Annotated in this window: 19 protein-coding genes; 14 read left to right on the plus strand and 5 right to left on the minus strand. The window is 53.9% G+C overall.

What is annotated here, in order from left to right; genetic code table 11:
* Positions 1-384: 384 nt before the first annotated feature.
* Entirely contained in the window at positions 385-1,635 is a 1,251-nt protein-coding gene (locus J4772_RS02330) for an EAL domain-containing protein (protein ID WP_209074008.1), read from the minus strand.
* 359 nt (positions 1,636-1,994) lie between these two features.
* On the opposite strand from J4772_RS02330, the gene J4772_RS02335 reads away from it, so the two are divergent.
* From J4772_RS02335 to J4772_RS02355, 5 genes are all read left to right on the plus strand, one after another.
* Positions 1,995-5,432, plus strand: a complete 3,438-nt coding sequence (locus J4772_RS02335; protein WP_209074009.1) for a copper amine oxidase N-terminal domain-containing protein — start codon at positions 1,995-1,997, stop codon at positions 5,430-5,432.
* A gap of 183 nt (positions 5,433-5,615) precedes the next feature.
* Positions 5,616-6,161, plus strand: coding sequence for a signal peptidase I (gene lepB, locus J4772_RS02340; RefSeq protein ID WP_116065410.1), 546 nt, complete (start codon positions 5,616-5,618; stop codon positions 6,159-6,161).
* Positions 6,162-6,205: 44 nt separating this feature from the next.
* The gene (locus J4772_RS02345) at positions 6,206-6,556 is read left to right on the plus strand and encodes a ribosomal maturation YjgA family protein (protein WP_247740985.1); all 351 of its coding nucleotides are present in this window, start codon (positions 6,206-6,208) and stop codon (positions 6,554-6,556) included.
* Positions 6,557-6,723: 167 nt separating this feature from the next.
* Positions 6,724-8,490, plus strand: coding sequence for an ABC transporter ATP-binding protein (locus J4772_RS02350; RefSeq protein WP_247740986.1), 1,767 nt, complete (start codon positions 6,724-6,726; stop codon positions 8,488-8,490).
* The gene (locus J4772_RS02355; protein ID WP_209074010.1) at positions 8,487-10,274 is read left to right on the plus strand and encodes an ABC transporter ATP-binding protein; all 1,788 of its coding nucleotides are present in this window, start codon (positions 8,487-8,489) and stop codon (positions 10,272-10,274) included. Before J4772_RS02350 ends, J4772_RS02355 begins: the two co-directional genes overlap by 4 nt.
* Positions 10,275-10,332: 58 nt before the next feature.
* On the opposite strand, the gene J4772_RS02360 is transcribed toward J4772_RS02355, so the two are convergent.
* Together J4772_RS02360 and J4772_RS02365 are read right to left on the minus strand one after the other, a co-directional pair.
* Entirely contained in the window at positions 10,333-12,900 is a 2,568-nt protein-coding gene (locus tag J4772_RS02360; protein ID WP_209074011.1) for a hypothetical protein, read from the minus strand.
* Positions 12,901-12,918: 18 nt separating this feature from the next.
* Positions 12,919-14,700 carry an S-layer homology domain-containing protein gene (locus tag J4772_RS02365; RefSeq protein ID WP_209074012.1) on the minus strand — a complete coding sequence of 594 codons (1,782 nt, stop codon included), beginning with the start codon at positions 14,698-14,700 and terminating at the stop codon, positions 12,919-12,921.
* A gap of 733 nt (positions 14,701-15,433) precedes the next feature.
* On the opposite strand from J4772_RS02365, the gene J4772_RS02370 reads away from it, so the two are divergent.
* Both J4772_RS02370 and J4772_RS02375 read left to right on the plus strand, forming a co-directional pair.
* A complete protein-coding gene (locus J4772_RS02370; protein WP_209074013.1) occupies positions 15,434-16,657 on the plus strand; it encodes a Fic family protein in 1,224 nt (407 codons plus the stop codon).
* A 25-nt stretch (positions 16,658-16,682) separates the two neighbouring features.
* The gene (locus tag J4772_RS02375; RefSeq protein WP_209074014.1) at positions 16,683-18,191 is read left to right on the plus strand and encodes a protein adenylyltransferase SelO; all 1,509 of its coding nucleotides are present in this window, start codon (positions 16,683-16,685) and stop codon (positions 18,189-18,191) included.
* A 54-nt stretch (positions 18,192-18,245) separates the two neighbouring features.
* Here J4772_RS02375 and J4772_RS02380 read toward each other — a convergent pair whose 3' ends face one another.
* Positions 18,246-18,950, minus strand: coding sequence for a FadR/GntR family transcriptional regulator (locus J4772_RS02380; RefSeq protein ID WP_209074015.1), 705 nt, complete (start codon positions 18,948-18,950; stop codon positions 18,246-18,248).
* A gap of 146 nt (positions 18,951-19,096) precedes the next feature.
* On the opposite strand from J4772_RS02380, the gene J4772_RS02385 reads away from it, so the two are divergent.
* Genes J4772_RS02385 through J4772_RS02410 form a run of 6 tightly spaced genes read left to right on the plus strand, consistent with a single transcriptional unit; the run spans position 19,097 to position 24,099 of the window.
* On the plus strand, positions 19,097-20,266 hold the full coding sequence (locus J4772_RS02385) for a CaiB/BaiF CoA transferase family protein (protein ID WP_209074016.1): 1,170 nt from the start codon (positions 19,097-19,099) through the stop codon (positions 20,264-20,266).
* Between the two features lie 15 nt (positions 20,267-20,281).
* Positions 20,282-21,112: an amidohydrolase family protein gene (locus J4772_RS02390; RefSeq protein WP_209074017.1), complete on the plus strand. Its 831-nt coding sequence runs from the start codon at positions 20,282-20,284 to the stop codon at positions 21,110-21,112.
* 15 nt (positions 21,113-21,127) lie between these two features.
* Positions 21,128-22,288, plus strand: coding sequence for an extracellular solute-binding protein (locus tag J4772_RS02395; RefSeq protein ID WP_209074018.1), 1,161 nt, complete (start codon positions 21,128-21,130; stop codon positions 22,286-22,288).
* Positions 22,285-22,737: a MaoC family dehydratase gene (locus J4772_RS02400; RefSeq protein ID WP_209074019.1), complete on the plus strand. Its 453-nt coding sequence runs from the start codon at positions 22,285-22,287 to the stop codon at positions 22,735-22,737. Before J4772_RS02395 ends, J4772_RS02400 begins: the two co-directional genes overlap by 4 nt.
* Positions 22,734-23,867: a Gfo/Idh/MocA family protein gene (locus J4772_RS02405; RefSeq protein WP_247740987.1), complete on the plus strand. Its 1,134-nt coding sequence runs from the start codon at positions 22,734-22,736 to the stop codon at positions 23,865-23,867. The genes J4772_RS02400 and J4772_RS02405 overlap by 4 nt, the downstream gene beginning before the upstream one ends.
* Before the next feature lie 25 nt (positions 23,868-23,892).
* On the plus strand, positions 23,893-24,099 hold the full coding sequence (locus J4772_RS02410; RefSeq protein WP_209074020.1) for an L-rhamnose mutarotase: 207 nt from the start codon (positions 23,893-23,895) through the stop codon (positions 24,097-24,099).
* 67 nt (positions 24,100-24,166) lie between these two features.
* On the opposite strand, the gene J4772_RS02415 is transcribed toward J4772_RS02410, so the two are convergent.
* Complete coding sequence (locus J4772_RS02415; RefSeq protein ID WP_209074021.1) at positions 24,167-25,282, minus strand: helix-turn-helix transcriptional regulator; 1,116 nt, start codon at positions 25,280-25,282, stop codon at positions 24,167-24,169.
* 116 nt (positions 25,283-25,398) lie between these two features.
* Here J4772_RS02415 and J4772_RS36850 point away from each other — a divergent pair, with 116 nt between their 5' ends.
* Complete coding sequence (locus J4772_RS36850; RefSeq protein WP_247740988.1) at positions 25,399-25,884, plus strand: saccharopine dehydrogenase NADP-binding domain-containing protein; 486 nt, start codon at positions 25,399-25,401, stop codon at positions 25,882-25,884.
* Positions 25,885-25,925: the final 41 nt, after the last annotated feature.

The raw sequence follows: 25,925 nt of genomic DNA on the forward strand, positions 1-25,925 counted from the left end.
GTCCCAGCTACAGCCTGCATCAACGCCCGACAGACACGCGTTGTCTCAAGCCGCACTTAAAAACAACGGGGATTCCGTCGTTTTCTGCTTCGAGGCCTGCAAAAAGTAAGCCTTGAGGTAATCATAATCTGCTCAAGAAAGCGGCAATGGACAAAAAACAAGAAATGGCGATGCCAGGAGTAAAATCCTGAGCACCGCCATTGCCTCTTTTGACAGGTTTTATTCTTCTTTAGGTGAACCGTCCATCGGGATAGCCGCCGCCGTTACGTTCGATGGAATGATTTGTCGATCGCAGCGCCTGCATCCTGTCGACGGCTTGCTCCGCTTCTCCCGGAGTTTTGAAGTAAGCGACAATTGTCGGTTAGACGATGGGACTGAGCGCCGCTACTCGAACGAGTCGATAACATCGGTTAACAGAACTAACTCCGAATTGATCGGAATCGAGACTGTTCTGATCCAAGCTCGCGAGTCCAGATCGGCATACATATCCGATATTTTCGTTTCCGTCGTTCCATGAGACAGATGCGGGAGGAAATAAGGTCTCCAGCTCCAATCCGCAAACCGGTAATCGAGATTTGTTTTCCAGCCTTCGGGCTCGCTGCGCGAATGATTGGCGGACAACTGAATGCCCGAAGTTCGGCACAAATAAACACGTATGCAACAAGCCTCCAGTTCGGGCAACAGTCGACGAATAGCTTGGTCGGCGAATTCCGCTTCCGCCGTCGTGTCGGCATTGTTGGAGGAACGAGCTTCCAGCAGCTCGCGTATGCCGGATTCGCGAACTTTACCGGCGAGCCGCTGGCCCACCTCCTCCCAAAGTCGTAAAGTTTTGCCGAGGATTTGCCGGTTCGCACTTAATTCTGTCTCGACTAGCGGTGTAAAAGCGTGCTTATCTTGAAAGTCCGCCTGAGCCGGAGAAAATAGATAGCCTTGCACGTAACGCGCTCCTGCCCGAATCGCCCTTCTGAGATCTTGTGCGGTTTCCACGCCTTCGAGCAGCAGGGAGGCTCCGACCTGTTCCGCAAGATGGGAGAACGAGCGAAGAACGCCCAAGTAGCCGTCGTGAGCAGCGCTGTTTTTCAGGAGATGAACATCGACTTTGAGAAAATTCGGACGTATGCGGGCGATACGGTCGAAATTGCTGAAGCCTCTCCCTATGTCATCGATGGCTATCTGACAGCCCTCAGCCCGATAGAGTTTTACGATTCGGGTAAGCTCGCCCATTGATTCTCCGAATTCATCCTCCGTAATCTCTATACAGACGTTGCGAGGATCTACCCTGTATTGCTCCAGAAGCCGTAGCGTGTGCAGTTCCCCTGCTTGTTTGTAAGATTGGTAAATCCACGAGGGCTTAAGGTTGATAAACAGCATTGGAGGGATGGCCAGTCCGCTTAATTTGGCGATCGCTTGCTCGCGAAGCTGGCGATCAATCCGCAGGTGTTCTTGGACGGGAACTTCGAGGTTTGCGAAGAAGGAGCCCAAGCTGTGTACCTCGCCATCGACCCGTTCTCTGCCCAGCGCTTCATAGCCGACAATTGCACGCGACTCCAATGCGACGATCGGCTGATAATAAGTCAGCAGTTGGCCTTGCGGGTAGATTGTGGACCATTTACGGTTGTCTGTTATTTCGCTCATAGCGGCCCTTCTTTGTTGAGTATGTTAGGGAATGTAACATGCGATATATAGAGAATTGTATAGAGGTTTATGTCATTCTACAATATTTTTTCTTGAGAGACGGGGAAAAGAGTAACTTTCCATATCTTTCAACGTCTATATGTTTGCTGAAGATTTGCTGAAACTTTCGCTGCCGTCTTTGCGTTAAAGTAGCAGGATCATCAGTATAAAAACGGCTTGTGCCGTCCTGTGGACGGGAAAGCGACGTTTAGATCGGAGACATTCGGCGCGGAGCCGAGAACTCTCCGTACGCCGAATGTTGGAATAAGCCGCTTGCAGACACACGAAGCTTAATTATTTACTCAGAGAGGATGAGTCAAGTGCGCAAATTTCTTTCCTTGTTAGCCGCTTTCGCTATCGTATTTTCATTCTTTAATCAACCGCAACAAGCCAAAGCCGCCACTCCAATCCGTGTTTTCATCGACGGCCAAGTTCTTCAGACGACCCAACCTCCATTACTGATCGGCGGATATACGATGGTGCCGCTGCGCAGTATTTTCGAGGCGCTGAACGCGCAGGTGATCTGGAACCAGAAGGCCAAGACGGTTACGGCCAAGAAGCGGGATACGACGATCGTGCTGACGATCGGCGCCAGAACGGCCACGATCAACGATCAGACGGTAACGCTGGATTCTCCGGCTCGCGTGCTGCAAGGAAGCACGATGGTTCCGGTGCGTTTCGTCAGCGAAGCACTGGGCGACGACGTACGCTGGGATAAACTGTCGCAAAGCGTCATCATTACGACTAAGGCAATCCAGCAAGTTGGCAAAGTTACGCAGCTTGGAGTAACGGAAGTTTCCCAAAACGGCGACGGCCGCGATTTGCAGGTCAGCTTCTCGACGCCGTCCGACCAAGCGAATGTCAATGGCTATCGGATTCTGGTCGTGAAGGCGGAGAACGTCTCTTCTTTTAATCTGGCCAAGGCTTTGTCCGTCGGTGCGGCTAATTATACATCGGTATCCAAGTCTGGCTCTTATCAGCGCGTAACGCTAACTGCGCAGAGCAGAGACGTTGACGGAGCGCTGCTTCGCGCGAATCAAGCTTACAAAGTATTTGTCCTGACGTTAGGGACGGATTCGAACGCTCTTTCCGACTCTTCGATCTCGATTACGTTGAAATCGAATCCTGCCGTCGGTCAAGCGACGAACGTTAAGATCGAGGATATCAGCGATTATGCCGACGGCCGCGATCTGCGGGTTTCGTTCTCTAAAGCCTCTAACGAAAGCAACATTACGGGCTACAGAGTGATGATCGTTAAAACGTCCAATGCCTCCAGCTTTAACCTATCTCAAGCGAACGGTATGTCCAGCTCGTACTATACGACTGTCGCCAAAACGTCGGGGTCGGGCGCGATTAACGTAACGCTAAATTCGAGCGCTCGGGACACTTCCGGCGATTCAATCCGTAATGGAGTCGCGTATACGGCTTTTGTTATGGCAGTCAGCTCGAATACGGCTAACTGGTCGCACTCGCTATCAACCGGTTCGGCATCGACGACGCTCGGAACTTCCGCTCAGACTCCGGTCATTACGGGAGTGGCGGATGTGGACGACAATGGGGACGGCCGCGACCTGCAAGTGATATTCAACAAGCCTAACGACGAATCCAGAATCGGCTCGTACCGTATTTTCGTCGTTAGAGAGGCCGACTACTCGAGCTTTAACCTGACGGAAGCGAATCGCGTAGCTTCCGGCAATTATTACGATCAATACAGAACGGGCAGCAACTACAACATTACTCTTACTTCGAATATGAGAGATACGAAGGGCAACAGGTTGACGAACGGCGTCGCTTATCGTGTGTTCGTCATGGGCGTGTCTAACAACAGCAATTATGCTAATGCGCTCTCGGTGGCTTCCGCAAGTATTACGCTCAAGATCTCCGGAGTTCAAGCTGTAACCAATCTTTCAGTCAGCGATATTGCCGATTACAACAACGGACGCGACCTGCAAGTATCGTTCACGAAAGTTGCTAACGAATCGTTGATTCAGAATTATCGCGTTTTCGTCGTCAAGGAGTGGAACGCCGGCAGCTTCGGCTTGGCTACTGCAAATGCGGTCACGAATTCAAGCAACTATACGACGATCGCTAAAAAGAACTCGAACATCGTTCAGGCGTTGGCAGCGGGCGCGCGCGACGTGGACGGGGCGACCATTCAGAACGGAGTCGCCTATCGGGTATTCGTTATGTCGGTGGGCACGGTGAGCGGCAGCAATGCATTGTCATCTTCATCCGCTTCGATCATGCTTAACAACAATAATGTCACGGCAGTAACGAACGTCGCTGTTAGCGATGTCGCCGATTACAACAACGGACAGGATTTGCGTGTATCGTTTACGAAAGCTGCGAACGAGAACAATATTGCTCACTACCGGGCTTATGTCGTTAAGGAAAATGCGGCGCCTTACTTTGATTTGAATTCTGCGAATGCCAATCCGAACTATACGGTTATCTACAAGAAAAACGCCAATATCACCCAAGAACTGAATACCGATTCACGTGATATTGACGGCGCGATGGTTCAGAACGGAATCAAGTACAAGGTGTTTATTCTGTCTGTAGGTACATCGACAGCTTATGGCAATGCGCTGTCGACTGCTTCGGCGACGATTATGCTGGAGAACAAGGGCACAGTGACGGCTGTGACGAACGTCGTGGGAACGGACGTGGCCGACTACGGCAACGGTCAAGATCTGCAAGTCTCGTTCACGAAAGCTTCGGTGGAAACGAACATCGGGGAATACCGAGTCTTCGTGGTGCCAGATACGCAAGCTGGTCAGTTCAGACTGAACGATGCTAACGCAATTACAGATTCAGCTCGGTACACGAGAGTCAGCGTTGGTTCCGCTACCAGCCTAACGCTGGCCAGCGGTGCACGCGATATTAACAATCAAGAGATCAAAAATGGTCTGGCTTACCGTATTTTCGTTCTGTCGGTCGGCGCCGGTGCTGGTAATCGGGTGAATGTTCTATCTGTTGCTTCTCCTACGGTGATTTTGAAGACTACAGATGCTCCCGTAGTGACAGGCGTTACCGCGACAGTTGTAGCAGTTACGGGAAAAAGCACGGATTTGCAAGTTAGCTTTAATAAAGCCTCAGACGAGAGCAATATTAAAGAGTATCGAATCTTTGTTGTCCCAAGTACGAGCGGCCTTACATTAGCAACTGCAATCAACTTAGCTCCGACAATGACGATTGAACCGAATGGAGCTAACGTGGTTAAGACACTACCAGAAGAAGCTCCGATTACGACCGGGATCAGCTACCAAGTATTCGTGCTTTCCTTAGCCAAGAGCGGCAATAGCTCGCTGTCGTCTCCTTCGGCCCCGATCAGTCTTTCCTCTCCGGTTCAGGTGGGGGAAGTTACAAGATTGAACGCATTCCTAGACGTGGATAAGCTGATTGTCAGCTGGACCGAGCCGGCTCGGACGGGGATTTCGAATTATGCCATACTTGTCGTAAACTCTTCAACCTATTTAAATGAGACGACTGCAACTCAACTGCTTGGCCAAGCGTCTGCAACCCCTGGGCTGGGAACGAGTTCCGCTGTGCTTTCTGTGAATAGTACGATCGTCCACGACACCTTGAAGGCTGGTGTGACTTACAACATATATGTCTTATCTGTAGCGGGGGACGGCACGAATGCAGCACTTAACAAGCTCTCGGCGCCAGTCTCTGGAATGATCCCAGCGGCTCAGACAACTCCAACAACTGAAACACCCACTGCAAATCCGCAGGATCCTTCGGTAACGCCTTAACGTCTGGGAAAACTAGCGTTCCTATAAGCTAAAACAAAAAGCAGGCGCCCCCAACCCGACCCGCACGAAGATAGCGGATCGGCGCAGGCGGGGCGCCTGCTCTTCTTTTTACACCGGCGAAAATGTGATTTCGATTGGCGATCGTGCTAGAATAGTAGAAAAAGTAAAAAAAGGAGTGTCCGCGTGAAGTTGTTCAGGAGAGTACGTAGTTGGATAGGCTCGCTGGCGATTGCCTATGTTTTGTCGCTGCTAATCGGCATCTTTTTTCTTCAACCCTATCGAGTGGACGGACACTCTATGGACCCGACGCTGCGCGATAATCAACGGTTATTCGTATCCAAGCTGTCTCACACTTTTTCTTACATGCCCGAGTATGGAGATATCGTCATTATTGACAGCCGGATTAGCCGAGATCGCAGCTTTATGGACGACGTGATGGAGAATCCGCTGATACAATTGCTGACTAGGGACGAAGATCGTATTTACTTTGTGAAGAGAGTAGTTGGCAAGCCGGGAGACGTGCTGGAGATCAACGGCGGAGAGCTATATCGCAATGGCGAAAAGCTCGACGAGCCGTATATTAAAGAAACGATGAACGCATATTCTCAAGGTAAGTGGGAGATTCCGGCTGGACATGTGTTTGTGATGGGCGACAACCGCAATCATAGCGACGACAGCCGATCGATCGGAGCGGTTCCTTTGAACCATGTATTGGGCAAGAAACTGTGAATGACACAATAAAACATCGCATGCTTTATCTGGCGGCCGCAGCGATGCTTATCGTTCTGGGACTCGGCGTCAGAAAGTATTCGTCGGAGTTGCCGTCATTGATTTCGGCTCACGCCGGAGACGCATTGTGGGCAGCGATGGTCTACTGCGGCTTCCGGGCGCTATTAATAAAAAGAAGCAGACTGATGGCCTTCTTGGCGGCGCTGAGCTTCAGCTTTGCGATCGAGTTCAGCCAACTGTATCAAGCGGACTGGATCAACGCCATTCGTGCGACGACGTTGGGGGCTTTGATTTTAGGTCATGGCTTCTTGGCGGTGGATTTGATTCGTTATTTAGTTGGCTGTGCGGTGGCCTTCGGGATTGATGGGCTGTGTGCGGGATTCAGATCAAGCTGATAAGACTTTCTAGGCTGAGAAAAGGCGCATTATCCGACACGGACCAATCTGCCATTGGGCGGATTGACGGCTGAAGAGGATTCGGATACAGTCAAATAATCGGCGATAACCCCTGTAACAGGGCCGGTTATCGCTTTTGTTACGTTTGAGGCGCAAGGGGGTTAGGCATGGGAAATAAAGAAAAGACCGCAAAAACCAGATCCATCGGCCATTACTACGAGATGCTGAGCCGATATCTGCTGCCGCAGCGAAAAACGCTTATTGGGTTGGCGGCGCTGCTGTTCGCTTCGATCGGTTTGCAACTGGTCAATCCGCAAATCATTCGCTATTTTATCGATACGGCGCAATCGGATCGTTCGCTAGAACCGCTTTATTACGCCGCGCTGCTATTTATCGGCTTTTCGTTGTTCCAGCAGGTCGTCTCAGTCGTGGCGACTTATGTGAGCGAGAATTTGGCTTGGCGCACGACCAATCAGTTAAGGGGCGATCTGGCCGAGCACGGTCTGAAGCTCGATATGTCGTTCCATAAGTCGAATACGACAGGCTCGATCATCGAACGGGTGGACGGCGATGTGAACGCGCTTGCCAATTTCTTCTCCAGCTTTATCATCCATTTGGCTGGCAACCTGCTGCTAATGACGGGGATCATCATCCTCCTTTTCCGAGAAAATGCGCTGATTGGAGCAGGCATGCTGCTCTTCGTGATCGGGGCCGTGTTCGTCATCCAGTGGATTCGTAAGTTTGCGCTGCCGGTCTGGACGAAGTGGCGGCAGATTAATGCCGAGTTTTACGGCTTTATCGGCGAGCATTTGGAGGGAACGGAGGATACTCGGGCTAACGGAGCGACCGGTTTTGTTATGCGACGTTTTTACGGCTTGCTGAGCCGGATGCTGCCACTGCGTACGAAAGCTTTCCTCGGGTTCGCCTCGATGTGGGTCACGACGATTATCGTGTTTGCCTTGGGCAACGCGATGGCGTTTGCGATCAGTGCCTACCTCTGGAAGCAGGGCAGCATTACGATCGGGACAGTGTACCTGATTTTCTATTATACGGAACTGCTCGCCAAGCCGATCGAGAAGATCCGCACCCAGATCGAAGATTTGCAGAAGGCAGACGCCAGCCTGGTGCGCATTCGCGAGCTGTTGGGGACGCGTTCGAAAATCGAGGACGGTCCGGGAGCGGAGCTGCCTTCGGGTCCGTTGGAGGTCGTATTCGACGGCGTGACGTTCGGGTACGATGACGAGCCGACCCTGGCCGACATTGAGCTGCGGCTTGCCCCCGGCGAAGTGCTTGGGCTGCTCGGTCGGACCGGCAGCGGCAAATCTACGCTGGCGCGTTTGCTGCTCCGTTTCTACGATCCCCGTGAGGGAAGCGTTCGGCTCGGAGGCGTGGACATTCGCGAGTGCAAGCTTGGCGAGCTTCGGACGAAGGTCGCATTCGTGACGCAAAACATTGAAATCATCCAAGGGAGCGTTCGCGATAATCTGACGTTCTATGACGAAAGCGTACCCGACGAGCGGATGATCGGCGTGCTTCGCGAGCTGGGACTGGGCGATTGGTACGATTCTCTGCCTGCCGGTCTGGATACGTCGTTGGCTTCGGGCGGCGGCAGTCTATCCGCAGGGGAAGGACAATTGCTGGCCTTCGCTCGGGTGTTCTTGACCGATCCGGGTCTGGTCATTTTGGATGAAGCATCGTCGCGGCTCGATCCGCTAACGGAGCATCGGCTGGAGCGTGCCGTCGACAAGCTGCTGCAAGGTCGGAGCTGCATCATGATCGCGCACCGTTTGGCAACGGTTGAACGTGCGGATAAAATCGTCGTTCTGGAGCAGGGGCGCATCATTGAGAGCGGGCCGAGAAAGGCGTTGGCAGCCGACTCGAATTCGCGCTTCAGCCGCATGTTGGCCGCCGGCCTCGAGGAGGTATTGTCATGAGTACATTCTCGTATATGTGGCGGATGATTCGCTACCGTCCGGGTTGGTATATTTTTAATGCGCTTGTCTGGACTGCGATTTATCTGATGCCGGTAGTGCCGGGTCTTGTCACGAAGGAGTTTTTCGACTCGTTGACAGGACATGCGGCAACTGGACTCAGTATATGGGCTCTGGTTGCGCTACTGGTAGGGTTCGCATTGGCCAGGAGCGCAATCGTGTATCTGGGATTCATTACGGACGTCAATTTCCGCTTCCGAGCGGGGATGCTTCTGCGTCGCAACGTGCTCGAGCACATTTTGAAGCGTCCGGGTGCGCGGGCGATTCCCGGCTCGCCGGGGGAGGCAATCAGCCACTTTCGCGACGACGTCGATCAATCGGAGGAGTCGGTCAGTTGGTCGGTAGACGTCTTCGGCATGACCTGCTTCGCCGTTGTATCGTGCTTCATTCTTCTGCGAATCGACGCTGAAATGACGACGCTCGTCTTTTTACCTCTCGTCATCGTAATTATCGCAGCGCAACTCGCCACAACAAGGCTGCAGAAGTATCGAGCGGCAAGCCGGGAATCGACAGCGAAGGTGACGGAAGCGATCAGCGAAATGTTCGGCAGCGTGCAAGCCATTCAGGTGGCCGGCGCCGAGCATCGCGTGACGGAACGGTTCAGAAAGCTCAATGAAGACCGCCGCAAGTCGATGCTCAAGGATAAGCTGATGTCCGAAGCGTTGGACTCCGTGTTCTCCAATACGGTGAACCTGGGAACGGGACTGATTCTTCTGCTGGCCGGACACAAAATGCGCGGAGGCGAGTTCACGGTCGGCGATTTCTCGCTGTTCGTCTATTATTTGACGTTCGTGACCCAGTTTATCTCCAACTTCGGCAAGTTTCTGACCTATTTCAAGCAAATGTCGGTCGCTTTGGAGCGGCTGACGGGCCTTCTTCAAGGCGCGCCGGCCCAAGTGTTGACAGAGGCGAACACGCTTGGCGAAAAGGAACGGGAGACAAGGGCTGCAGAGACGGGACTGAGCGCGGAAGGACGGTTGGAGCAGCTCAATGTCAGTGGGTTAACCTATCGGTATCCGGAGACGGGAAGGGGCGTTGAAGACATCGGGCTGCATCTGCGGCGGGGCACTTTTACCGTTGTTACGGGACCGGTCGGCTCCGGCAAAACGACGCTCGTTCGCACGCTGCTCGGCCTGTTGCCGCAGGATGCCGGGACGGTTCTCTGGAACGGGCGCGAGGTGGACGACGCGGGCAATTTCTTTATCCCGCCGCGCAGCGCCTATTCGGCTCAGGTTCCGAGGCTGTACAGCGACTCGCTGCGCGAAAACATTTTGCTCGGTCTTGAAGACCGAGGCGGGCAGTTGGACAGAGCGCTGCATACGGCGGTGATGGAGGAGGATTTGCGACATTTTCGCGAAGGGTTGGAGACAGTCATCGGACCGCGAGGGGTGAAGCTATCCGGAGGTCAGGCTCAGCGGACGGCGGCGGCGAGAATGCTCGTGCGGAACGCGGAGCTGTATGTATTCGACGATTTGTCGAGCGCGCTCGATGTCGAAACCGAGCAGAAGCTATGGGAGCGGCTGTTCAGCGACAGAGGAGACGCGACCTGCCTGGTCGTGTCTCACCGTAAAGCGGCGCTTGCTCGCGCCGACCACATTCTGGTTATGAAGGACGGTCGAATCGAGGCGGAGGGAACGGCGGAGCAACTGCTGGAGCGCAGCGAATCGTTCCGCAGACTGTGGTACGGAGACGAGGGAAGCCAGGAAGCGCGGGAACGGGACAAATAATCGGTTATGAAAAAACACCCCCAGGGTTAGCTTATTTCTAACATTGGGGGTGTTTTCATTATTTAGCTTCCTCGATGATTCCGAAGTAGCGGCCCAGCCAGTAAGGCAGCGTAACGATCGTTCCGCTCTCCATCGTCTTGTACGTATAGTTGAAGTTCGGGTCGACGCTGTACTTGCCTTCGTCGGTACGGAACGGATTGCCGTTGTTTTTCATGACTCGGCGTTCGTCCGTCGGCAGGGCGTAGTTCACCTGCTTATCTTTCTTGTCCCTGTCCCCGTTTTCGATGAAGAACACGTCTTGACGATTGTACTGTGCCGGCAAGGAAACCAAATATTCCGGCATGCGATACATGTAGCGAACGGCAGACGCGATGTCTACGGTCGTATCCTCGGGATGAGCCAATTGATAGAGGAACGTGTAGAACGGGTTCTCTTCGCGTACCTCGTTCTCGTACCATTGATCAAAAGCGGCGACAATCTCCGCGCGTCTAGCCGAATCCTGTTCCTGCAAAACCAACTGATAGACCGGGAACCATCCGAGCTCTTCGTCGGAATAGTTGATGTACTGCGTCCAGTCGTTGTGCAGGGTGGAGTTTATGTTGCTGTCTTTTTGCTGATCTCCTGTATACCGATAGTTGTCGCTAGTAACGATTTCATTGCCCATATGATTGTAAGCATTTGTCGATTGACGAATCAGGCGGCGTTCGATATATTCCTGTGCCAGATGAATGTAGCCTTTACCGTTAACATAAGGCTCAGCTTTGCTGTATTCTCCGTCAAAAGCCATATCGTATGCCGCCTGGTATCTGGCCGAATCTAACGGATAAGCTTCCGCCGTCACGGTAGACGCCGTTTTCAAGAACGCCATCAGTTGCAGCGCGTTAAGCGGGCCGTCCTCGAAGCCGTAAGACAGAGCATCGTCTCCGTTGGCGTCCACGCCGACCTTGGAGGACCATTGAGGCTGACTTTGCATAACGCCTGTGCCGTCGTTGAAATATTTGGCCAGCCAACGCGACCATTGCGTGGATTTTCCTGTGGCATCTTCGATATAGTAGTTATCATTTTTGAGAATCAGATTGGCCATGCGGTGCGTCGCTTCCACTACGTAATTCTTCAGCTCGGAAAGCTGCGTATCCGACGAATCGTCGCATAAGTATTTATAAGCCGTGAAGAACAACGCGGAATGGCCCGCCACTTCGTCGGAGGAAGTATCCGCTTTATAGACGATTTGGTTCATGTCGATGAAGCCGTCGGAGTCGATGGCGCTTGATGGAAACAGGTCATTAAAGAAGGTCGGAATCCGTTCGTACACCGGAACGGTCAGTTGGAACAGCGGAGGATTGCTCGCGCTGGTCGTCTTGTCTTCGTCAGCTTGATTGTTGTTCGTTTTAGCTGTTATGACGGGCATAACCTGATACACATCGACTCCGTCCACCGTATCCACTTTGGTTTTAATATCGATGCCCAGCTTTTGTCCAACCGGACGCGTCGTGTTGAGCTCGTCGATCGCCTCCTGGCTTAAGCCGATTCCGTTGTAGTTCAGCACGTTCGTACCGCCGGACGGAAATAGCCTATCGCCGCTCTTTTTCACCGAATCCTTGGTCACTCGAACGATGGAATAGCCGATCGGCTGCACGCCGTCGCTCCGCTGCATCGTCGGAATGATCGGATTGGAGGCCGCATAGACGGCATCGGTCACGCTCACGCGATGATGGAACCAGAAGCCGTTCTGACTCTGATACCCATAGTCGTCGCCTGTCGTCGTCTGAGCCGCGTTCTCGGATGTCAGCATGTAGGAGCGGGCAGGGAAACCGTTGCCCCGTCCCGAAACATAATCCAGCAGCAATACCGCCTTCGTTGCCCGAATCGCGTCCGCCTTGGCCGCATCAATCTCGCTCTGCTGTGCGCCCTCCGCCTTGAGTGTCCGATAGCGGAAAATTTCCCCGATCGCATACATGGACGTCCACAAGCCGTCATTATCGTCTGTCTTCGGATTGGACGTAAACGCCCCCTTGTCGAAATCAATGCCCGTCTGACCCGAATCCGGCGTAAACGTATATTCCGTTCCCGTTACCATGCCGCGGCGATCCTGCACGGAATCGTTCAACTTTTCGTAGACTTGTGTTTTATCCAGAATAGTTTTCATTCGCAGCTCGATATGCGTCACACCGCTTGCCGTTCGCACCCATACGCCGCCTTGGCCGTCGCTGGCCAAGCCAGTGACGACGTCGTCTCCGCCATACATATACCGCGGTCCGGCCATGTACTGGACGATGTCCCGGGCATCCTTCTCCTTGAAGTTGACGCGCTGCAGGCCATTCGTCGTACCGATCCAATAGATGCCGTCGGTATCCTTGATCGCGCTCGTTACGTCTCCGGTTACTGCGGCAGGCAGGAACGTCAAATCATCCTTCGTAGTCACCCAAGCGATCGTTTCGGGCAGAGTCACACCCGCTTTATAGTAGGAAACGTGCTTCGTCGGCGTAGCTTCCAATTGATAGGTCTGATACTGCGCTCCTGCAGGCTTGCCGGCCGCTCCGAACGCCTGGCCGACGGGAAGCGAGAAGAGCATGGCCGCCGCCAGCGCACCCGCCGCCAGCTTGGTCCGTTTGGTCGTATTGAACATGGATTCAGTCCCCTTTCCTTATTTTCGAATGTACGATACGTCGTTCTCGGTAATAGCGAAGACGCCTGAGCTGCCATCCGAGATCAGAAGCAGCGTTTTGTTGTCCGCAAGCTGTTTGTTTTCCTTTGTATATTCCGTTATGGCGTTTGTAGCCAAATTGATCTTCATGACGCCGTTGTCCGTGCCAATCCACAGGTTCTCCCGTCTGGCGTCCAGAACGGAAGTGTTGACGCTGCGCAAGGCAGCGAAGATGGAAGGTTTTACGTCATAATCGGCGTTGACGAATGTGAGAGAGTTCGTAAAATTCGGCAGAGTTGCGGCTATGACGGCATTTGCCTCACTCGGTTTGTAGGTATCATCGTTAAGGAAGCGTACATATTGCTTCACGTCTCCGTAGGCTCCAGTCTCCGCGAATCCGCTAAGTACCTGTTCATGGCTGTAGATTTTCGTGCTCATATCCACGGTCCCGCCGCCGGAGTTCCCGCCGCTTCCGCCTGCGCCACCGCTGCCGGAGGAGCTTTGCGTGACGGATTTGCCGGCGATAGTCGCGCTCTTCGCATTTAACGTCCATTTGCCTGGCGCTTTCTCGAAAGCGACGCCTTCCGCGTTAACGACGGCTTCGCCAATTTCGCCGGAGCCGGTCAGCGATACGCTTGCATCCGCGATCACCTTGCCGACTTGCGCTTTCCCGTCCAGCTTGGCTTTCGCGCCGCTGGCCTGCTTGGTGAAGGACAACGTTCCGATCTTCGAGGCTCCCAGGCTCACGGCTGCTGCAGAATCTACCGTTAGGAGTGTGACATCTCCGCTAACGGAGATCGTTGCCGATGCCCCTGCTTGAACGTTCAGGCTGCCGATCGGAGCGGTCGAATCGTTAACGATTGCGGCGCCGGTCAGCGCTTCGATCCCGTTTTTCACGGAAGAGCTTCCGCTCAAGGTCAGCTTAGGTTGGCCTTGCGGGTTATTAATCTTGATCGTGCCGGCCGTCGTATTTTTCAAAACAATGCCCTGAGTTCCGCCCCCGAGCACGTAGATCGTACCTTCGACGACGCAGTCCTCAAGGGTGAAGCCGCCATTTCCGATTCCTGGAGCGAGATACAGATCGCCGGAGATTTTCGCGCCCTTCAGGACTCCTCCAGCGGTGTTGACCACCACGTTGCGTCCGTTCACATTCTCGTGTACGGAGGAATCGGAGATCAGGCTGCCCATGATATTGCTGATCATTTTGACAGCTTCAGCGCGGGACATGCCCTTTTTCGGCTGGAACGCTCCTCCCGCCCCTTGCGCGTAACCGGCTTCTTTCAGCGCATATACTGCAGATGCCGCCCACGAGGAGATTGCTGCATCATCAGAAAACGTTCCAGACGGGGCATTCGCGGAAACTACATCGAACACTCGGCTTAGAATCAGCGCCGCCTCTTCCCGAGTCAGCGCGGACAGGGGCTGAGCATTGCCCCGGGAGTTTCCCTGCAGAATGCCTGCGGCATGTGCCTTGGCGATCTCCGCGGCGTACCAGGCCGAAGCGTCTACGTCCCCGAACTTCTTATCGCTCAAAGCCTGATAATTGAACACACGGTTAACGAAGGTCAGAAACTCGGCCCTATTGATCGTTTGCTGCGGGCGAAGCAGCCCGTTGCTGTCCCCCTTCAATAAACCGGCCTCCACCCAATAAGCCAGCTCCGCCGAAGCCCAAGCCGGAATCGGCTCCTTCGTTGCGGATGCGCTCGTCCATTGCCCGGCAGCGAATACTAGGGTCGACGCCATGGTAGCGATGGCGATCCCTTTTTGCAATTTTGTTCTCACATTCGTTCCTCCTTTGGCTATATACCGGGTAACCCCAGTTTGTTTTGCGCCGAATCTGTCCAACCATCCGAAAGCGGTTGCAGTACTGAGTCACCCTCCCCTTACTGATTGGTTCAAATTGTAGTAACATTTCGTATTTATTATTTTATGTTTATAACAAATTGTCAATGAATTTATTTTGTTGTAAACAAGAAAAATTTCAGCGCATCGTAGTCTTCTGGCCATATCCACTCTCCTTGCAAACGTTAAAAAAACGGGGGAAATGGAATGATTTTATCGGAATTTGTTATTATTTCCTGTTTTATTTAGGTTATTGTTATTACAAATAAGGGGTTGAAAAGAACTAATTTTATTATAAAGAAATGGAGATTATCGCTCATAAATCAGGTAAGTATCTGATTATTATTTAATCAGCTGTGCGTTTCGGGTAGAAAAAGGAGGAAAAGCAGTTTAACCGACCGTTTCTGAGATAAAGATAGGAATACCGGGATCGGAAAAGGGGGGTGTGCACACATGAATGTGATTTGTCCTTCCTGTAAGAGGGACGTCAAGATCAAAAAGAATGGGGCAGGGCGATGTGTCTGCGGAGCGCATATTAAAGTTGTAAGTTATAATTTACGAAGAAGTAATTGAGCTATATGTTTAAAAAAACTAATTATTTTATACATAGAACTGGACAATTCGTTTTTTATGTGTAGAATTTAGCTATAACAAATAGATGGATGGGATAAAGATGAGATATTTGTTCAAATTATTTCATGAGAAAGATGGAAGAAGCTTTGATGATATTTTTCAAAAAAGATTCGAATTTGACTCAGCGGTTCATTTGGGACTAAACATAAAGCCTATGAACCAGCCGCATAGCTACGAGTTATTCTATATTCCCACAAATAATATTTTGCGTTTGACCTGCAGGCTCTACAAAGTATCCGGCGAGTTTAACCGAATTTTTGAAGAGTTGCCCAAGGTTGCGCAAAAACAATTCATTAAAGAGTGTTTGGTTGAGGAACTGTACAATACGAATGATCTCGAAGGAATAAAAAGCACGCGGGAGGAGATTGCCAGAAGCACAAAAGAGGTGATGCTCAATAAAAAAACAAAAAAAAGATTCGAAAGCATGATCAAGTCGTATTATCGTCTGGTGAGTAACGATTTTGAATTCCCAAAACTCCCCCATGATATTAGGCAAATTTATGACGACATTACGCAGGGGGAAATCGAACAGCAGGAGCTTCCTGACGGGGAAATATTCAGAACAGAGACGACGTATATTCTGAAAAAATCAGGTTCAGGCAAAGTCATCCATCAAGGAGTAACGCCAGAATCCGAGATCGTTCGACTAAACGGGAAGTTGCTTGCTTTTATGGGTGAGGATTCGGAAGTGCCTAATCTGATTAAAGTGGCGGTTGGTCATTATTATTTCGGGTACATCCATCCTTTTTACGACGGTAACGGGAGGACATCCAGATTTATTAGCAGCATGTACTTATCTAAAGATATAGGGAATATTTCGACTCTCTCCTTGTCAAGAGCGTGTAATTTGTTCAAAAACAAATATTTGGAGGCTTTCGAGCTTGCCAATAGCATCCGAAGCAGGGGGGAAATGAATCATTTTATTGAGGTTTTTTTAGAGATTGTCGTTTATGCTCTTGAACAGATGAATGCTGAATTAAAGGAAAAGAGTCTGTTGCTGAGTTTGGCGAGAAAGAAATTAAGCGGCGATCCGAACTTAAAGGCAATCCCCCCCATTTATTCTGATGTTATGTTTGTTCTTGCTCAGAATCATTTCTTCGATGCCGGCAGTGGGCTGACGACTAAAGAGTTGGCGGGAATCTTTGAGAAGTCAGAGGCGACCATACGGAAAATCATGAAGGAACTGCTCGATTTGTCGTTAATCGAGCAGCAGGGAGAAAAGCCGGCTTACTATTGTGCAATTCAACGGTATTTTGAAAGCTGACCAAGAGGCAAGGAGATAAAATACGATGGAAAAAAACAACGAACCGCTGAGAGCGGTATGGAATTTCGATAACAGCTATGCAGCGCTGCCCGATATGTTGTATACGAAAATGAGCCCGAAGCCGGTACGCGCACCGAAGCTGGTCGTTCTGAATGAACGGCTGGCGGAGTCGCTTGGACTGAACGCGGAGGCGCTGCGGAGCGACGATGCAGCGGACGTATTTGCGGGTAACCGAATTCCCGAAGGCGCCGAGCCTCTCGCTCAGGCCTATGCGGGGCACCAATTCGGGCATTTCAACCGGCTTGGAGACGGAAGGGCCTTGCTGATTGGCGAGCAAATTACACCTTCAGGCGAGCGCTTCGATATCCAGCTCAAAGGCTCCGGCAGAACGCCTTACTCTCGCGGAGGAGACGGAAGGGCTGCGCTCGGGCCGATGCTGCGCGAATATATCATCAGCGAAGCGATGCACGCGCTAGGCATTCCCACGACGCGGAGTCTTGCGGTCGTGACGACCGGCGAGCCTATCCAGCGCGAGAAGGAGCTGCCTGGCGCCATACTGACGCGTGTAGCGGCCAGTCATATTCGCGTCGGAACTTTTCAATACGCGGCGGCGTGGGGAGGCGCAGAGGAACTGCGGAAGCTGACCGACTATACGCTGCGTCGGCATTTTCCGGAGGCTGCTGCGAATGTGGAAATAGGTGAGGAGGGGGGAGGCGATGCAGGAGGAAGCGCCCTCCTGCTTCTGAACGAAGTGATCCGCCGTCAAGCCAAGCTGATCGCTCAGTGGCAGCTTGTCGGTTTTATTCATGGGGTGATGAATACTGACAACATGGCGCTTAGCGGCGAAACGATCGACTACGGCCCTTGTGCTTTCATGGACGTCTATGACCCGGCGACAGTGTTCAGTTCGATTGATTCGAACGGCCGGTACGCTTATGGGAACCAGCCGCAGATTGCTCTGTGGAATCTGTCGAGATTTGCGGAGACGCTGCTGCCCTTGCTGGATGACGAGGAGGAAAGGGCGATATCCATTGCCGAACAAGCCCTTGGAGAGTTCGGAGTTCAGTACCACGGACATTGGCTGGGGGGCATGCGCGCAAAGCTGGGGATTTCCAATGCAGAGGAGCAGGATGAGGAACTCGTTCAGGACCTTCTCGTCCTGATGCAGAAGCACCGCGCCGACTACACGAATACTTTCCGCGCGCTGGCCGAAGACGAGCCGGAGAAGACGTCGCTCTACGGGATCGAGGAATTTCAACGTTGGCAGGAGCGGTGGCAGGCTAGGCTCGATCGGCAAGTAGCAAGCCGGGAGGAAGCGCGGCAGATGATGCGGAGCAGCAATCCTACCGTCATTCCGCGCAACCATCGAGTGGAAGAAGCGCTGGAGGCTGCTGCTGAACGCGGGGACTACAGCGTCATGGAGAGGCTGCTTGCCGTCCTCGCGCAGCCTTATGCGCATTCCGCCGAGCAAGCGCCGTACTGCACGCTCCCCGATCCGTCAGGTCTCCCCTATCGAACGTTTTGCGGTACTTAACGGGGAGACCGATAACGTCTGGTTGATCCGGTATGGGCCAACCTCTCATAGGCGCTATTCCCCTATTTTGCGGTAAAAGCGGTGCGATTGAGAAAAAAAGGCGGAGAGCGCTTGCGATGCGGCGCTCCTGTTTCCGGCTTTCATCTGCTCGACGATGCGTTGTCTGTTTTCGGCTCCGGTCTTGGCGGCGCCCGGCACGGATAGCAGCTTCAGGCTTGTTTGCCGACGAAGGTGGATGATCGTCTGCATGAGCTTGGCGTATATCTGATTACCGCATCTGTCCCCGACGTAGATGTCGATATTATCGAGCAGACCGGCCAACTTCTCGGGCGTACCTGTATCGGCGAGCGTGACAAGCTCGTCGAGCATGCTCTCAAGGGGCGCGTACTCGCTCTCTTCCATATGATCGACGGCGCTCATATAGATTGCCGATTCGATCAGCTTGCGCGCGGCATACACCTCATCGAGATTATCGATTTCCTTATGGAACATCCAGGCAATCGTTTCTCCCGGAATGGGCATTTCCTTGAGCGATACGAAAGTTCCTTCCCCTGCCTTGATTGTCACCAGTCCGACTAGCGACAGCGCACGCAGCGCCTCTCGAATGCGTCCCCGGGTAACGCCGAGCTCGACCGCGAGGTCGCGTTCGGGGGGCAATTGCTCTCCAGGCTGCAAATTACCAGATGTGATTAGAGAAGCGATCTGCTCCATGATCTGCTCGGTAACGGTAATTTTTTTGATCGATTCAAACTTGGCCATCCGAACAATCCCCTTTGATCGATTTCCATTTCGCGGTACTACCACTGTTCTATCATAAACCGAATTCAATTCTATTGTCACCTTCGGCAGGTATGTGGTACTTTATATTTGTGGTAGTACCAGTAATCCATTATAGGAGGAAATCGATGAAACCTCTTCAAGGACTCACCGTGCTCGACTTCAGTCAGTTCCTGTCTGGGCCTTCGGCTTCGCTCAGACTAGCTGACTTGGGCGCTCGCGTGATCAAGGTGGAGCGTCCCGACGGAGGCGATCTGTGCCGGCGGCTATATATTTCAAACCTGGAGCTGGACGGCGACAGTACGCTGTTCCATTCCATCAACCGCAACAAAATGAGCTTCGCGGCCAATTTGAAGGACCCGGACGATCTCTCCAAGGTCATCCGACTGATCAAGAGCGCGGATGTCCTCATTCAGAATTTCCGTCCCGGAGTTATGGAGAAGCTCGGCCTTCACTACGAGGCTGTGAAAAAAATCAACCCTCGCATCGTATACGGAGAGATTACGGGATACGGGAAAACCGGGCCTTGGAAAAATAAACCCGGCCAGGACTTGCTGGTACAATCGCTTTCCGGGATCACCTGGTTGTCGGGCGACCAAGAGCAAGGTCCCGTTCCAATGGGGCTGGCCGTCGCCGACATGTTTGCCGGGGCACATTTGGTGCAAGGCATTTTGGCCTGCCTCGTTCGAAGAGGAGTAACCGGTGAAGGCGGGCTAGTCGAAGTCAGTCTGCTTGAATCGCTGCTCGACGTCCAATTCGAGGTTCTAACCACCTTCCTCAATGACGGAGGGAAGGCTCCGCAGCGAAGCGGAATCAACAATGCGCATGCCTACCTGGCTGCGCCTTACGGCATCTATAAGACGTCCGACGGCTATCTTGCCATCGCGATGACTCCGGTTTCGCAATTGGGCGAATTGCTGGACTGCGCGCCGCTTGCCGCATACTCGGACGCTAAAACCTGGTTTACGAGACGAGACGAGATCAAGCGGCTGCTGGCGGGCCATCTATCGCAGCGCTCAACCGCTCACTGGCTTGGCATTTTGGAGCCTGCAGATATTTGGTGCGCGGACGTACTGACATGGCCGCGGCTGCTGGAGCACGAAGCGTTCCGCTCCCTGTCCATGACGCAGGAGGTTGCTCGCGCGGGGGGCGCAAAGCTGGAGACGACTCGATGTCCGATTCGAATCGACGGAGAGCTGCTGCTCTCTCCCGTCGGATCGCCCAAAATCGGCGAGCATACCGAGGATATTTGGCGGAAAATGGGAGAAGAACCGCAAGAACAATTGATGGAGATGTGAGGGGGCTGGCAGAGGATGAAAGTGGATGCGCACCAGCATTTCTGGAACTTGACGAAAGTGGCTTATCCATGGCTTGGGCCTGAGCACGGACCGATCTATCGCACGTTCGAAGCGCACGATTTAGAACCTTTGCTGCGCAAGGCAGGCATAGACAAAACGGTCATCGTCCAGGCGATGGACTCCTACGAAGACACCGATTATATGCTGGATACCGCAGCATCGCACGATTGGGCGGGGGCGGTAGTCGGATGGGTGCCGCTGAATCGGCCGGCCGAAGCGGACCTCAAGCTGGAGTGCTATGCCAAAAACCGTTATTTCAAGGGAGTCAGGCATCTGATACACGAGGAGAAGGATCCGGACTGGGTCGTACAGCCGGCTGTCATCGAAAGCTTAAGGCTGCTCGCTGAACGCGATTTGACCTTCGACGTCGTTGCTGTGTTTCCGAACCACCTGAAGCATGTTCCTTTCCTGGCCGAACAAGTGCCCGATCTGCGCATGGTCATCGATCATCTTGCGAAGCCGCCGATCAAGGACAAAGGGTGGGAGCCATGGGCGTCTCAACTGGCGGCAGCCGCGGCGTGTCCTAACGTGTACGCGAAGCTGTCCGGGCTTAATACGGCGGCCTCCCCCGATTGGTCGTCTTCGGTGCTGCAGCGTTATATCGATTTTGCAATCGACTGTTTCGGAGCGAGTCGGCTGATGTACGGCAGCGATTGGCCGGTCGCGAATCTGAATGGCGATTACGATGCGGTATGGGAAGAAACGAAGAAGGCGCTGTCGGGGTACGCGCAACGGGATCGGGAAGCCATCCTGGGCGGAACCGCAGCCGCTTTCTACCGCATCTAGAGAGGAGAAGCGAGCATGGTACAGTTAAAAGGAATGACATGGAACCACTCCAGGGGATTCGTTCCGATGGTTGCGACTTCCCAGCGGTTCGAAGAACTACATGAAGGAGTGACGATTAACTGGGATAAACGTTCCTTGCAGGAATTCGCCGATGCGCCGATTCAAAAGCTCGTGGAGCATTACGATCTGCTGGTCATCGATCACCCGTGGGCGGGGTATGCGGCTGCAAGCGGCGCGCTCGTCGATTTTAACGAAGCTCTTCCCCGGGACTATATGAACGATCAGGCCGAGCATACGGTCGGAGCGTCCCACAGAAGCTATTCCTTCAACGGCAAACAGACGGCGCTTGCGATCGATGCCGCGACGCCGGTAGCTTCCTGGCGGGAGGACGTGCTGGAGCGGAATGACGCACAAGCGCCGGAGACATGGCAAGAAGTTCTGGCATTGGCTCGCAAGGGATTGGTGGCCGTCCCCGGTATTCCGATCGATAGTCTGATGAACTTCTATACGTTCTGCATCGCGCTCGGAGAAATGCCTTTCTTGAGTGAAGGTGAGGTCGTCGGAGCGGATACGGCTTACGCTGCGCTTGAGGCGCTGCGCGAATTGGCATCTCTGTGCGATCCGGCCGTTTTTGGCTGGAATCCGATTCGGATGTACGAAGCGATGACGCAGCGGGACGACTTGGCGTACTGCCCGTTCGCATACGGATATTCTAACTACGCGAAACCCGGGTACGGACAGCGGACGTTGATTTTCGGCGACGCACCCAGGTTCGGAACCGGCGGAGAACGGCTGCGCACTACGCTCGGCGGAACCGGAATTGCGGTCTCTTCGGTCAGCCCGCATCGGGACATTGCGGTCGCTTATGCCGCTTATGCCGCTTCTCCGGAGACGCAAAGAACGCTTTACGCCGAGTGCGGCGGCCAACCGGGGCATCGTTCGGCTTGGCTCAGCGAAAGCCTGAATGCGGCAAGCGGCGCTTATTTCTCCCGAACGCTTCCCGCGTTGGACCGGGCGTATGTACGCCCGAGATATAACGGCTATCTTCATTTTCAAGACGGTGCCGGTTACCCGGTTCAAGCCTGTCTGAAGAGAGAGATGTCGCCGCAAGCGGCGCTAGCGGAAATGAATCGGCTATACCGGGAGTCCCTTCGGAAAGGAGCTGATCGAGAATGAGGTCGATTTTCTTCGAGGATTATCGGATTGGAGATTCCCGCGACACCTGGGGACGTACGGTTACCGAGGCGGATATTGTATTGCATGCGGGACAAACGGGCGATTTCTATCCCCATCACATGGACGAGGAATGGTGCAAGACGCAGGACATCGGACGGCGGATCGCCCACGGTACGCTTATTTTCAGCATTGGCGTCGGGATGACTGCCGGGGAAATCAATCCCGAAGCGTTCTCGTACGGCTACGAGAAGCTTCGCTTCATCAAGCCTGTGCATATCGGAGACACGATCCGCGCGCAGGTGGCGATCGGCGGGAAGAGAGACCATGCGAAACGGCCGGATTTCGGTATCGTCAGCGAAAGCTTGGCTATTCTGAATCAACGGGATGAAGTCGTGCTTGCCTGCGAGCATCTGTTAATGGTCAGAAAACGGGGAGGGGCTGAAGCATGAGCCGCACGGAGCCTTCCGACGAACGGGCTCTTGAATCGACTCTCGGGAATATGGATTGGGCGTATAAACCCCGGCTGCCGAGAAAACGGGATATGGGTATCGGAATCGTCGGTGCGGGGGACATCGTCCGCAGTTGCCATCTGCCCGCTTATCGAATGGCCGGCTTCCGGATCGTCGGCGTGTACGACCGCGATAGAGCCAAATCGGAGGCGCTGGCGCGAGACTTCGGCATTGAGAACGTCTTCGATTCGTTGGAGCGGCTGGCCTCCCACTCCGAGATCGCGATCGCCGACGTTGCCGTACCGGCAGCTTTTCAAGCGGAGGTCATCAGCCAGCTTGTGCCTTATCGGCTGCATATTCTTTGCCAGAAGCCGCTTGCGGAATGCTACTCGGACGCACTGGACATTGCGGCGATGTGCAGCCGAGCGGGCGTCAAGGCCGCCGTCAACCAGCAAATGCGCTGGGCGCCCGGCATTCAGGCGAGCCGCACTGCCGTGAAGCGAGGATGGATCGGCGCGCCCTATCAGGGCGCGATACAAGTGCATGTGAACACTCCATGGGAAACGTGGGAGTGGCTGGCTCAGGCAGACAGATTGGAAGTTATGTATCATAGCATTCATTACCTCGATGCGATCCGCTACGTGCTGGGCAGTTCGCCCAAAGCGATATTCGCCGACGGCGCAAGCTATCCGGGAGCGACTGCCGTCCGAGGTGAAACCCGAACGACCATCCAAATGCTGTACGAAGACGACACGCGCGGGCTCGTCTATGATAATCATACGAACTTCATAGAGCAGAGCGACTGGTTCGCGACCTTCCGTTTCGACGGTACGGAGGGCGTCGTCAAAGGCACGAACGGGGCCTTGTACAATTATCCGGTGGGGCAGGAGGATACCGTCGCGCTATATTCGAAAAATCTGCAACCGCACGGCTGGTATGCGCCTAAGCTAGAGGGACGCTGGTTCCCTCATGCATTCATGGGGACGATGGGCGAGCTGATGAGGGCGATCGAGGAAGAGCGAGAGCCGGAAAACAGCGTGGAGGACAACCTGATTACGATGCAAACGGTGTTCGCGGCGTATCGTTCCATGGAATTGGGCCGTATCGTCGCGCTCGAAGAGATCGGCTAATTTTTTGAGGGGAGGGGAAGCGAGCATGCCGGCGCAGCGCTACGGAAGCTTAATTCGCGTAAAAGAAGACAAGCTTGAGGAATACAAGAGGCTGCATGCCAAGGTATGGCCGGATGTGCTTAGGATGATCAAGGAATGCCATATCAAGAATTATTCGATTCAGCAACCCCTTGAAACCCGGGCGGAAGGCGAATGGTGGGCAAGCATGGAGGAAGTATTCCATCTGGATTAAAAAAGCAGCTTGACCCGAGGGAACGCGCTCTCTCGGGTCAAGCTGCTAACTGCGCGCCACCTCGTCGTCAGGATTCCCCTGCCGGGCGTTCCGAGGTGCTTATCGGGGAAGCGTAGCGAGAGAACAGCTGCCAGATCAGCTCTCTGCGGCTGGATACTCCGGTCTTGGCGAAGATCGACTTGAGATGGTCCTGCACGGTATAGACCGAGATGTGGAGTTCCCGTGAGATTTCATGGGTCGATAGTCCGCGGACGACAGCGACGAGCAGCTGCTTCTCGCGCTCCGACAATCCGTAGGCTTCGGCGATCAGCGGCAGCCTGTCGGCCGGCTGGGCTTGTTCGAAAATGACGGCAAGCTGCGCGTTCGAAGCCTTGCCGAGCAGCCTGTCGGCCCGAATCGTCACATAGGAGCCGCCCGCAAGCCTGACACAGGTACGGGCGGCTTTGCCGTGCGCCGGCTCCTTGCCCCTTCCCGTCTCCCCCGTCAGCGCGCGGATGCATACCGCCCTGATCGGACGGGGCAGCACTTCGTCGCCGATGCCCTCGGCCTCGCGGATAGCGGCCAGCCAATGCGCGGCCGCATCGGTCGCCCCCAGCTCGGACAGCAGAACGCCGTCGGCCTCCAGGATTAATACGCCGGACTCTAACCCCGGTTCCTCGGCGGATTCGTCTGCAAGGTCCAGGCTCGTTCGCCGCAAGGCGCCGGCGATCGCCGGAACGAGCGACGTCAGAAGCGCCAATTCTTCTGCCGCAAACAAAGGCTGATTCTTCCCACGAAGCAGAGTAAGGAAGCCCCAGCATTTTCCCCCGCTTACCAGGGCCGCCTTCATCTCGTCCCCGAAGCCGGCGGGCTGCAGCACTTCGCAGAAGCGGGCGCTGCGTTCAAGTTCGCCGTTCGTCGCCAACCCCAGAGCGGCAGCAGGACGATCCGCTTCGGCTAAATCCTCAAACCGATTATAATCCCGATGTCCGTATTCGAATTCGAACAGACGATGATGAATCGCCTCTACGCCGTCTTCGGTAACGGCTCCCGCAGAAAGCAGCGTCCGCGGATCTACGACGGTGCAGCATGCCCCTTCGAATGGGAAGGCTTCGCGTAGATGCGCCAGAAGCGTCAATCTGAACTCCTTGGAGGAGACGGCTTGCTCGGCCAGCCGTTCGATCCGTTGCTTGATGTTGTTCATATCGTCTTTTGCGGAAGAATCCCACCTTTCTGGGATGGCGCCGCAGCTCCTTATTCGTCTAGAGTGAGAATAAACTGATTACATCTAGAATAAGCAAGGGAGCTGGCAAGAGCAACATGGACAAAGACCGGATCGTTGTCGCAGGAGGTTATGGGGCGGTTGGCAGCATCGTATGTCGGGAGCTCGGTTACAGGTTCCCTGGCAAAGTGTACGCGGCGGGCAGAAGCTTGGAACGTGCGGAACAGCTCAGCAGAGAGACGGAGGGGCGGGTTTTGCCCATGCAGTTGGACATTAGCCGGCCGGTCGATCCTAAGCTGCTGGAGGGCGTCAAGCTGGTCGTCATGTGTTTGGATCAGAAGGATGTTTCCTTTGTTCGTATCTGTCTTCTGAGCGGCGCGCATTATATCGACGTATCGGCAAATATTTCGTTCCAGGCTCAAGTGGAGGCTCTTCAGAAGGAAGCGGAGCGTGGAGGAGCGACGGCAGTTATGAACGTCGGGTTGGCGCCGGGGGTCACGAATCTGCTGGCGCTGGAAGCCTGTCGTCGTCTCGATCGTACCGAAGCTATAGAAAATTACGATCCTGCTCGGGCTGGGCGATAGGCATGGGAAAGCTGCGCTTGAATGGACGGTGGACAATCTAG

The organism is Cohnella sp. LGH (assembly GCF_017671885.1).
GTDB classification, from domain to species: Bacteria; Bacillota; Bacilli; order Paenibacillales; family Paenibacillaceae; genus Cohnella; species Cohnella phaseoli.

Coding starts and splice junctions, on each gene's coding strand:
- J4772_RS02330 (WP_209074008.1), bottom strand. CDS start 1,635: ATGAGCGAAATAACAGACAACCGTAAATGGTCCACAATCTACCCGCAA.
- J4772_RS02390 (WP_209074017.1), top strand. CDS start 20,282: ATGAAAGTGGATGCGCACCAGCATTTCTGGAACTTGACGAAAGTGGCT.
- J4772_RS02350 (WP_247740986.1), top strand. CDS start 6,724: ATGGGAAATAAAGAAAAGACCGCAAAAACCAGATCCATCGGCCATTAC.
- J4772_RS02385 (WP_209074016.1), top strand. CDS start 19,097: ATGAAACCTCTTCAAGGACTCACCGTGCTCGACTTCAGTCAGTTCCTG.
- J4772_RS02355 (WP_209074010.1), top strand. CDS start 8,487: ATGAGTACATTCTCGTATATGTGGCGGATGATTCGCTACCGTCCGGGT.
- J4772_RS02405 (WP_247740987.1), top strand. CDS start 22,734: ATGAGCCGCACGGAGCCTTCCGACGAACGGGCTCTTGAATCGACTCTC.
- J4772_RS36850 (WP_247740988.1), top strand. CDS start 25,399: ATGGACAAAGACCGGATCGTTGTCGCAGGAGGTTATGGGGCGGTTGGC.
- J4772_RS02415 (WP_209074021.1), bottom strand. CDS start 25,282: ATGAACAACATCAAGCAACGGATCGAACGGCTGGCCGAGCAAGCCGTC.
- J4772_RS02360 (WP_209074011.1), bottom strand. CDS start 12,900: ATGTTCAATACGACCAAACGGACCAAGCTGGCGGCGGGTGCGCTGGCG.
- J4772_RS02370 (WP_209074013.1), top strand. CDS start 15,434: ATGAGATATTTGTTCAAATTATTTCATGAGAAAGATGGAAGAAGCTTT.
- J4772_RS02375 (WP_209074014.1), top strand. CDS start 16,683: ATGGAAAAAAACAACGAACCGCTGAGAGCGGTATGGAATTTCGATAAC.
- J4772_RS02380 (WP_209074015.1), bottom strand. CDS start 18,950: ATGGCCAAGTTTGAATCGATCAAAAAAATTACCGTTACCGAGCAGATC.
- J4772_RS02395 (WP_209074018.1), top strand. CDS start 21,128: ATGGTACAGTTAAAAGGAATGACATGGAACCACTCCAGGGGATTCGTT.
- J4772_RS02410 (WP_209074020.1), top strand. CDS start 23,893: ATGCCGGCGCAGCGCTACGGAAGCTTAATTCGCGTAAAAGAAGACAAG.
- J4772_RS02345 (WP_247740985.1), top strand. CDS start 6,206: ATGCTTATCGTTCTGGGACTCGGCGTCAGAAAGTATTCGTCGGAGTTG.
- J4772_RS02400 (WP_209074019.1), top strand. CDS start 22,285: ATGAGGTCGATTTTCTTCGAGGATTATCGGATTGGAGATTCCCGCGAC.